Consider the following 9,042-nt stretch of genomic DNA (forward strand, 5'->3'; position numbering starts at 1 on the left):
ACACTGATGAGCGCCGTTGCAGGCGTGGCCCTTTTGACCGGTGCCGGTCAGGCGATGGCCGCCGGGCATGGCGAAATCACCGTGGCCTATTTCCTTGAATGGCCGATGCCGTTCCAGTTTGCCAAGGTCAACGGCACCTACGACGAAGAAATGGGCGTCAAGGTCAATTGGGTCAGCTTTGACACCGGCACCGCGATGTCCACCGCCATGGCATCAGGCGACGTGCAGATCGCCGTCAGCCAGGGTGTGCCCCCCTTCGTGATCGCGGCAAGCGCGGGACAGGATCTGCAAGTGCTTGATGTTGCCGTCAGCTATGCGGACAATGACAACTGCGTTGTCGCCAGTATCCTTGAGATCGACAAGGATTCAGCGGGCGAACTGGAAGGCAAGAAGGTTGCCGTGCCACTCGGGACGGCCGCGCATTATGGCTTTCTCAAACAGATGGACCATTTCGGCGTGGACGTTGCTAGCCTTGAGGTCGTCGACATGGCGCCGCCAGAAGGGGCTGCAGCATTGGCGCAAGGTTCCGTTGACATGATGTGCGGTTACGGCGGTTCGCTGTGCACGGCGATGGAATATGGGAACGTCCTGCTGACCGGCGCGGAAAAGACGGAGCTGGGCATCCTTGTTTTTGACGTGACATCGGCGCCGGCTCCCTTCGTTGCGGAAAACCCCGATCTTTTGGCAAAGTTTCTGGCCGTGACAGCCAAGGCGAACGCGGACTGGAACGCCGGCATGATGGCCGACGAAATGCTTCCGGTGATTGCACAAGACAGCGGCATGGACGAACAGGCGGCGCGTGACTTTATGGCGACCTTCACCTTCCCAACAGTCGAAGAACAGCTGAGCGAGAATTGGCTGGGCGACAATGCGGCAGAATTCATGCAGGGTGTCGCACAGGTCTTTGTCGAAGCAGGTTCGATCCCAAGCGCGCTGAGCAGCTATGAGGGTGCTGTGAACACAGCCCCGCTGCAAGCGGCAGCTGACATGTAACCACTAGCCGGGCCGGTGCGCGCGCGCACCGGCCCAATCATTTTCAGATCGGCGCGACAAGGGGGTCCGCCGCTTTGAAAATGATTGGGGGCAGGACATGTCAGGACTTCAGATAGACAAACTCTCTATGCGGTTCGACTTGCCGAATGGATCTTCGGTGCAGGCGTTGAAAGACGTCTCGATTGATCTCAAGGCGGGTGAATTGCTGTCGGTGCTGGGCCCGTCGGGCTGTGGCAAGACGACGCTTTTGAACATCGTCGCGGGCTTTCTGGCGCCGACCGACGGGAAAATTATCCTCAACGGGCACACCGTGAAAGGACCTGACGCCGAACGCGGTATGGTGTTCCAGCAGGGTGCGCTCTTCGAATGGATGAGCGTGCGCGAAAACGTGGGCTTTGGCCCTTCGATGAAAGGGATGCCCAAGGCCGAGAAAGCCAAGATCGTGGATCACCTCCTTGATGTGGTGGGCCTGCAGGATTTCAAGGAAAAGGCCGTCTATGAATTGTCGGGCGGAATGCAGCAGCGCGTGGCCTTGGCCCGTTGTCTGGCCAATGAACCCGATGTCATCCTGATGGACGAACCGCTGGGTGCGCTTGATGCGCTGACGCGCGAAAAGATGCAGGGCCTTGTCCTGAAGCTTTGGAAGGAAACCGGCAAGACGATCATTCTGATCACACACTCGGTCGAAGAGGCGCTGCTTTTGGGCGAACGCCTGATTGTCATGGCCCCGCGTCCGGGCCGTATTCATACAGAGTACCGTTTGCCCTTCGCGGAAATGGGCGTGGGGCAAGACCTGCGAGAGGTTAAGAAACACCCCAAGTTCGGTGAAACCCGCGAGGAAATCCTCGGGATGATCTGGGACATGGAAGAAGAAATCATGGGCCGGACGGAGGACGCATAATGGAACTTCTGGGTGATCTTTGGGGTGAACTTTGGGCCGTTCTTGTGACGTTGTTCAAAGCGGCACCTTATATTATCGGCTACATAGCCTTGATCCTCTTGATGATGGTGATCTGGAGCGGGCTGAAGCGTCTCGTCACGCCCAAACATGACTATGGATCGTTAAAAACGGTGACCTTCGGCGACGAAAGTGCCGTAACGTCCAACACCGCAGCATCGGTGGTGTCGATTGTGTTGATCTTCGTGCTTTGGGGTGCGTTTACCGGCTCCAAGCTTTTGCCGGGTTTCATGCATGCCCCGGGTCCTTTCTTTGGTGAGGGCAGTTTTGAATACACCATCACGACGCCTGCGGGTGACAGCGATACGGCGACTGTTTCAGTGGTTGTACACCCAACAGGAGAAGCGGTCGATGCCCCCGAAATCGCCGAGGGTGATGGCATTGCCAAGAACGATGCAATCGCGATCCCAGTTTATCGTAGCGAGCTTTTGCGTGTTGATCGCAACGATGAAATGGGCCGCGATGAAGAGACTCTGATCACCGCTGTCGACGGTCAGGCCATCGCGCCGGGCGGGTCGGTCGATGTGGGCTTCGGGCGTGTGGCCATGTCTGATAAGGGGACATTGAACATCATCCCGTCAACCGGCTTGCAGATGGAGCCGATCTGGTTGCCCGCACCAGAAGCGGTGTGGAGCCGTCTGGGTGAGATCGCTACCGTCGGCTATCGTAATTCGACATTGGCCGAACACCTTGGTTATTCGCTCTTCCGCGTAATCGTGGGTTTCAGTCTTGGCGCATTGGTCGGCATCCCGCTGGGCTATGCGATGGGTCTGTCCAACTGGTTCCGTGGCTGGTTCGACCCGATCGTTGAATTTATGCGCCCCGTGCCGCCGCTGGCGCTGATCCCGCTGGTGATCATCTGGGCCGGGATCGGTGAGGTCGGCAAGATTATCCTGTTGTTCCTCGCCGCGCTCTGGATCATGGCGATTGCTGCACGCTCCGGTGTCTCCGGCGTGCGGATTTCAAAGGTTCATGCGGCCTATTCTCTGGGCGCATCCAGGTGGCAGATCATGCGCCATGTGATCATGCCGAACTCATTGCCAGAAATCTTTACCGGTGCGCGCGTTGCTATGGGCGTATGCTGGGGTACTGTTGTCGCGGCGGAATTGGTCGCGGCTGAAAAGGGGGCTGGCATGATGATCATGGTCGCCTCGAAATTCCAGAGCACCGACATCGTTCTGATGGGGATCATCCTGATCGGCATCATCGGTTTCAGCATTGATATGCTGATGCGGCAGGCCGAAAAATGGCTGGTGCCGTGGAAGGGTAAGGGTTGATCAGGCCAACCTGATTGACAACTTAAGCGACTGGGGCGAGGGTGTAATTTCCTCGCCTTTTTTGGTTTCTTATTGCTATGACCTTTGACCTCTGGTGGATTGTAATCGCCCTTGTTGGCCTGCTTTGTATCCTTTGGTTGCGGGACCGTTTCGGCCAAGAGAAGCCCACGGGACCACCGCCAAATGCGATCTTGGTGGACGGGTCAAATGTGATGCATTGGGGGCAAGAGCCGTCAGCCTTTGTGTTATCGCGAGTCCTGTCCAGTCTGCGCGAGAAGGGCTATGCGCCAATTGTCTTTTTTGATGCCAACGTCGGATATGTTCTGGATGATCACTACTATGACGAGGCAAAACTGGCGCCGCTGATTGGCAACCCGGCAGAGCATATTTGCGTTGTCAGCAAGGGGGTGATTGCAGATGTCGCGATACTTGCGTTCGCCGCTGATCATGAATTGCGGGTCGTCACCAATGACCAGTTTCGTGACTGGCGTGTGCAGTTTCCGATTGCCGACCGAAAGGGCCAGTTGGTGCGCGGGACTTGGCGGGATGGGTCCGTTATCTGGCGGGGAAAGCTATGAGCGCAAGTCGTCTGGGAGAAGCTGATAGGCTTTCCCGAACCCCCCATTCAGATCGATGCTCGTGATTTCCAGCTTGAACAACAAGAAATCAGTAAAGTCATAATAGAGTTTCGCCTTTGGTATCGCGGCGAGCCATCGGTCTTTCATTGCTGCTTTGTCTGCCTGTTTCGCTTTGGCTATGACGGTCATCCGCGGATGCGTGAGCGGGTCGCCTTTTGCGTCCGGCTCGCCAATCAGGGCTGCGCAATTTGCCTGTTTTTGCAGGGCTTTGGTGTGGGTCGAAAGCGTTGAAATCAGCGTGAAGAGCGCGCCTTGATCCCAGAGTATCGCAACGCGGGCGACGTAAGGTGCGCCGCTATCTGGATGGCTGACGGCCAAGGCTCCGAAGCGTGTCTCTTGCAGCAGTTTGTGCGCCAGCCTGCGGGCGTCGCCATCGGTGGGGTTGATGGGATCGCGTTTCGTCATCACGCAAGGTTCTCTGCAGGGCAGTTGCGGAAGGCTGTGATCGCGGGCCCGATCCCTGCCAGATCAAAGCCGACGGTCGTATCCCCCAGCACCGCATAGGCGCGGGTGTTGAATTCCAACCCGTTGAGGACATTGCCGAAACCACGATCCTTGACCGTGATGCTGCGCCCATCGGGGCTGAGCTGATGGCGGTCGGTCTGGATACTGATGGGGCGGTCATTTGCGAAGGCCATGCCGAAGGTTGGGCCGTTGGACCACCGACCTTCGGACAGGGTCACGGTGACGGTGTATTCGGTGATCGCGGGGTCATAGGTGACGGTGATTTCACCTGTGTCTGACGTGTCCGTCAGGGTGCAGATCGGACTGGCCGAAAACTCCCACGCGGCGGCGGGAGAGGCGAGCAGAAGGAAGGCAAGAATGATACGCATGAGGATTGAAATAGGGGCCGTGGCAAGAAAGCAAGTGCAAGGCCCGTCGGGCGGGGGAAATGCAACGCGCGGCAGGGATTTGCGGGGTGTGCGGCGCCAGCGCGGGAATCATCCGTTAACGCAGGGTTTTGTGGGGGATTGGGGCGTATGGAAGCGGTACAGATGCTGTACAGAAAGCGTATGTACAGGATGTGCGGTTTGGGCGGGTTAAGGCTGCGTGCGGTGGGAAGTGTGAATGTGGGGTTAAGATTTTGGGGGTGTCGGGGTTATCAATGCGGTGGGTAGGATGGGTGGAACCCACCATGTTCGCGGCGCGTGGGTTTCACCCACCCTACTTGCCAACCTACCGCTTCCCCCCGTACCTGCTCTTGCCGCCGCGCATACCCCCGCGACCGCCGGTGCTCCGGCCTGACGCCTTCTGCGCGTCGTCTATTGCCCGATCCACGGCTTGTTGCCGCGCCAGCGGGTCGTCGGAGATGGTGAGTTCGACTGTTTCCAGCCGCTTCACCTCGTCGCGCAGCCTTGCGGCTTCTTCGAATTCGAGGTTTTCGGCGGCTTTGCGCATGTCGGTGCGCAAGCCGTCGAGCACTGCCGCGAGGTTCGCCCCGGCCAGTGGTTTGTCGACCTTGGCTGTAACGCGGTTCATGTCCACGTCGCCTTTGTAGAGGCCCGCCAGAATATCCTCGACGTTCTTTTTGACGGTCGTGGGCGTGATCCCGTGTTCGACGTTATAGGCCAGTTGCTTTTCGCGGCGGCGTTCGGTTTCCTTCATCGCGCGTTCCATGGAGCCGGTGATCCGGTCGGCATACATGATCACGCGGCCTTCGGCGTTGCGCGCGGCCCGCCCGATGGTTTGGACCAGCGAGGTTTCAGAGCGCAGGAAGCCTTCTTTATCCGCATCAAGGATCGCCACCAGCCCACATTCGGGGATATCGAGGCCTTCGCGCAGCAGGTTGATTCCGATCAGCACGTCGAAGGCCCCCAAGCGCAGGTCGCGCAGGATTTCGATGCGTTCGATCGTGTCGATGTCGGAGTGCATGTAGCGCACACGGATACCCTGTTCGTGCATGTATTCGGTCAGGTCCTCGGCCATGCGTTTGGTCAGCGTTGTGCACAGCGTGCGATAGCCGTCGGCGGCGACTTTACGCACTTCGTCGAGCAGATCATCGACCTGCATATCCACGGGACGGATTTCGATCTGCGGGTCAATCAGGCCGGTTGGGCGGATGATCTGTTCGGTAAAGATACCGCCGGTCTGTTCCAGCTCCCATGCGGCGGGCGTGGCGCTGACGAAGACCGATTGCGGGCGCATGGCGTCCCATTCCTCGAACTTCAGGGGGCGGTTATCCATGCACGACGGCAGGCGAAACCCGTGTTCGGCCAGCGTCATCTTGCGTCGGAAGTCGCCTTTGTACATGCCGCCGATCTGGGGGACGGATACGTGGGATTCGTCGGCGAACACGATGGCGTTGTCGGGGATGAATTCGAACAGCGTGGGGGGCGGCTCGCCCGGGGCGCGGCCTGTCAGATAGCGGGAATAGTTTTCGATGCCGTTGCAGACGCCTGTGGCTTCGAGCATTTCAAGATCGAAGTTGGTGCGTTGTTCCAGCCGCTGAGCCTCAAGCAGTTTGCCTTCGGCCACCAGTTGGTCGAGCCGCATCCGCAGTTCCTTTTTGATCCCGATGATGGCCTGCTGCATCGTGGGCTTGGGCGTGACGTAGTGGCTGTTGGCGTAGACGCGGACCTTGTCGAACGTGCCGGTCTTGGTGCCTGTCAGCGGGTCGAATTCAGTGATCGCCTCAAGCTCTTCGCCGAAAAAGGACAGTTTCCAGGCCCGGTCATCAAGGTGCGCAGGCCAGATTTCCAAGCTGTCGCCACGCACCCGAAAGGTGCCGCGCTGGAAGGCTGCATCGTTGCGCCGGTATTGCTGGGCGATCAGGTCGGCGATGATCTGCCGCTGGTCATAATCGGTTCCGACATGGATATCCTGCGTCATGGCCCCGTAGGTTTCGACCGACCCGATCCCGTAAATGCACGACACCGAGGCCACGATGATCACATCGTCGCGTTCCAGAAGTGCGCGGGTGGCCGAGTGGCGCATCCGGTCGATCTGTTCGTTGATCTGGGACTCTTTCTCGATATAGGTATCGGACCGCGCGACGTAGGCTTCGGGCTGGTAGTAGTCGTAGTAGCTGACGAAATATTCCACCGCGTTTTCGGGAAAGAACCCCTTGAATTCGCCGTAAAGCTGGGCCGCCAGCGTTTTGTTGGGCGCAAGGATGATCGCAGGCCGCTGGGTCTGTTCGATCATCTTGGCCATGGTGAAGGTCTTGCCGGTGCCGGTGGCCCCCAGCAGCACCTGATCGCGTTCGCCGTTCAGGATACCCGCGCTGAGTTCCTTGATCGCGGTGGGCTGGTCGCCTGCCGGTTCGAATTCGGTTTGCAGCACGAATTGCTTGCCGCCTTCCAGCTTTTCGCGGGTTTTGACGTCAGGGGCCGGATTGGCGAGGAATTGTTCCGGAGGGCGTTTGTCGGTCTGGGCGTAGGCCATGCGTGATCCTTTGGTTCAGGCCTATAGTTGATGTGTTTGGTGGGCGGTTCAAGGGTGCTCGCCAATAGCAGGCCACACTGGTTGACGCGGGCGAAAGATGTCATAGGCTTTGTGCAAAGAATGAGGTATCCCCATGTCCGACTATATCGATCCCGTCAAACTTGACCGTCTTGCCGAAGTCGCCGTCCGTACCGGCGTGAACCTGCAACCGGGGCAGGATCTGGTGATTACAGCACCCATGGCCGCCCTTGATCTGGTCCGCCGCATCACGGTTTATGCCTATAAGGCGGGTGCGGGGATTGTGACGCCCTTCTTTCACGATGATGCGATCACGCTGGCGCGTTATGAACATGCGCCCGATGAAAGCTTTGATCGCGCACCGGCATGGTTTTACGAAGGCATGGCGGCGGCCTTCAAGGGCGGTGCGGCCCGTATGGCGATCACGGGCGATGATCCGATGCTTTTGGCGGAGCAGGACCCTGCAAAGGTGGCACGGCTCAGCAAGGCCACATCTATTGCCGCCAAGCCAGCGATGAACCCGATTGTGGGCTTTGAAGTGAACTGGAATATCGTGGCCTACCCAAGCGCGGGCTGGGCCGCGCGGGTTTATCCCGATCTACCGATCGAGGAGGCGCAGGGCCAGCTGATGGACGCAATCTATGCGGCGTCGCGTCTGGAAGGGGATGATCCCGTGGCGAATTGGGCCGCGCATACGGCAACGCTGAAAGAGCGGGTGAACTGGCTGAACGCGCAGAACTTCAGCGCGCTGCATTACACTGGTCCCGGCACTGATCTGCATCTGGGTCTGGCAGAGGGGCACATCTGGAAAGGCGGCGCTTCGGCTGCGCTGAACGGCGTGGTTTGCCAGCCGAATATCCCGACCGAAGAGGTCTTTACCTGCCCGCATGCCTATCAGGTCGAGGGGACGGTTTCGGCGACCAAGCCGCTGGCGCATCAGGGCAATGTGATCGCCGATATCAAGGTCCGTTTCGAGGCGGGCAAGATCGTCGAGGCATCGGCGAGCAAGGGCGAGGATATCCTCAAGCAGTTGTTGAACACCGATGATGGCTCCAGCCGGATCGGCGAGGTGGCACTGGTGCCCCATTCCAGTCCGATCAGCCAGTCGGGAACGCTGTTCTACAACACGCTATTCGACGAAAATGCATCCTGCCATATCGCGCTGGGCCAATGCTATGCCGATACGATCGAAGGCGGGTCCGAATTGTCGCCCGAGGAGTTGAAGCAGAAGGGCGGCAACCAGAGCATTATCCACGTGGACTGGATGATGGGGTCCGATGCGGTGGATATCGACGGGATCACCAAGACCGGTGCGCGGGTGCCGGTGATGCGCGGGGGCGAGTGGGCGTGATGCGCAAATGCTTGCACTGCACGTGCGTTTTGCACATATAGAACTCAGCCAAGGGAGACGCAGCCATGCGCGCACGAATCTACAAGCCAGCCAAAACCGCCATGTCGTCGGGTACGGCCAACACCAAGCATTGGGTGCTGGAACATGTGGCAGAGACCGCGCGCGAGGTGGATCCGCTTATGGGCTGGACATCGTCGTCGGATACCCAGGCGCAGGTAAAGCTGGAGTTCGACACCAAAGAGGCGGCGTTGGAGTACGCGCGTGAACATGGCATCGATGCCGTGGTGCGCGAACCAAAACAGCGCAAGACCAACATCCGCCCCGGCGGTTATGGCGAAAATTTTGCAACCAATCGCCGCGGTGTCTGGACGCATTAAGCGGGGCTTTTGCTCTTGCCAAACATGCGGCCCGCGCGCCATACCA

The 9,042-nt window shown here is 58.9% G+C and carries 9 protein-coding genes; 6 read left to right on the top strand and 3 right to left on the bottom strand.

The window, feature by feature from the left end; translation table 11 throughout:
• Positions 1 to 3: 3 nt before the first annotated feature.
• The 4 genes from R6T97_RS04890 (at position 4) to R6T97_RS04905 (ending at position 3,806) form a co-directional block, all read left to right on the top strand.
• Entirely contained in the window at positions 4 to 993 is a 990-nt protein-coding gene (locus R6T97_RS04890; protein WP_410348188.1) for an ABC transporter substrate-binding protein, read from the top strand.
• A 97-nt stretch (positions 994 to 1,090) separates the two neighbouring features.
• The gene (locus R6T97_RS04895; RefSeq protein ID WP_410348181.1) at positions 1,091 to 1,894 is read left to right on the top strand and encodes a taurine ABC transporter ATP-binding protein; all 804 of its coding nucleotides are present in this window, start codon (positions 1,091 to 1,093) and stop codon (positions 1,892 to 1,894) included.
• 101 nt (positions 1,895 to 1,995) lie between these two features.
• Complete coding sequence (locus R6T97_RS04900) at positions 1,996 to 3,228, top strand: ABC transporter permease (protein WP_410348189.1); 1,233 nt, start codon at positions 1,996 to 1,998, stop codon at positions 3,226 to 3,228.
• A gap of 77 nt (positions 3,229 to 3,305) precedes the next feature.
• Entirely contained in the window at positions 3,306 to 3,806 is a 501-nt protein-coding gene (locus tag R6T97_RS04905; RefSeq protein WP_410348182.1) for an NYN domain-containing protein, read from the top strand.
• On the opposite strand, the gene R6T97_RS04910 is transcribed toward R6T97_RS04905, so the two are convergent.
• The 3 genes from R6T97_RS04910 to uvrB form a co-directional block, all read right to left on the bottom strand.
• Positions 3,801 to 4,271 (bottom strand): pyridoxamine 5-phosphate oxidase, encoded by a 471-nt coding sequence (locus R6T97_RS04910; RefSeq protein ID WP_410348183.1) that lies wholly within the window; start codon positions 4,269 to 4,271, stop codon positions 3,801 to 3,803. The two genes, R6T97_RS04905 and R6T97_RS04910, sit on opposite strands and share 6 nt — an antisense overlap.
• Complete coding sequence (locus tag R6T97_RS04915) at positions 4,271 to 4,699, bottom strand: excinuclease ABC subunit B (protein WP_410348184.1); 429 nt, start codon at positions 4,697 to 4,699, stop codon at positions 4,271 to 4,273. Before R6T97_RS04915 ends, R6T97_RS04910 begins: the two co-directional genes overlap by 1 nt.
• Before the next feature lie 343 nt (positions 4,700 to 5,042).
• Positions 5,043 to 7,250 carry an excinuclease ABC subunit UvrB gene (gene uvrB / locus R6T97_RS04920; protein WP_410348185.1) on the bottom strand — a complete coding sequence of 736 codons (2,208 nt, stop codon included), beginning with the start codon at positions 7,248 to 7,250 and terminating at the stop codon, positions 5,043 to 5,045.
• Between the two features lie 133 nt (positions 7,251 to 7,383).
• Here uvrB and R6T97_RS04925 point away from each other — a divergent pair, with 133 nt between their 5' ends.
• Positions 7,384 to 8,619, top strand: coding sequence for an aminopeptidase (locus R6T97_RS04925; protein WP_410348186.1), 1,236 nt, complete (start codon positions 7,384 to 7,386; stop codon positions 8,617 to 8,619).
• Between the two features lie 65 nt (positions 8,620 to 8,684).
• The gene (locus tag R6T97_RS04930; RefSeq protein ID WP_410348187.1) at positions 8,685 to 8,996 is read left to right on the top strand and encodes an ETC complex I subunit; all 312 of its coding nucleotides are present in this window, start codon (positions 8,685 to 8,687) and stop codon (positions 8,994 to 8,996) included.
• Positions 8,997 to 9,042 lie beyond the last annotated feature (46 nt).

The sequence above is a fragment of the Yoonia sp. genome (assembly GCF_046498525.1).
In the GTDB taxonomy this organism is placed as follows: domain Bacteria; phylum Pseudomonadota; class Alphaproteobacteria; order Rhodobacterales; family Rhodobacteraceae; genus Yoonia.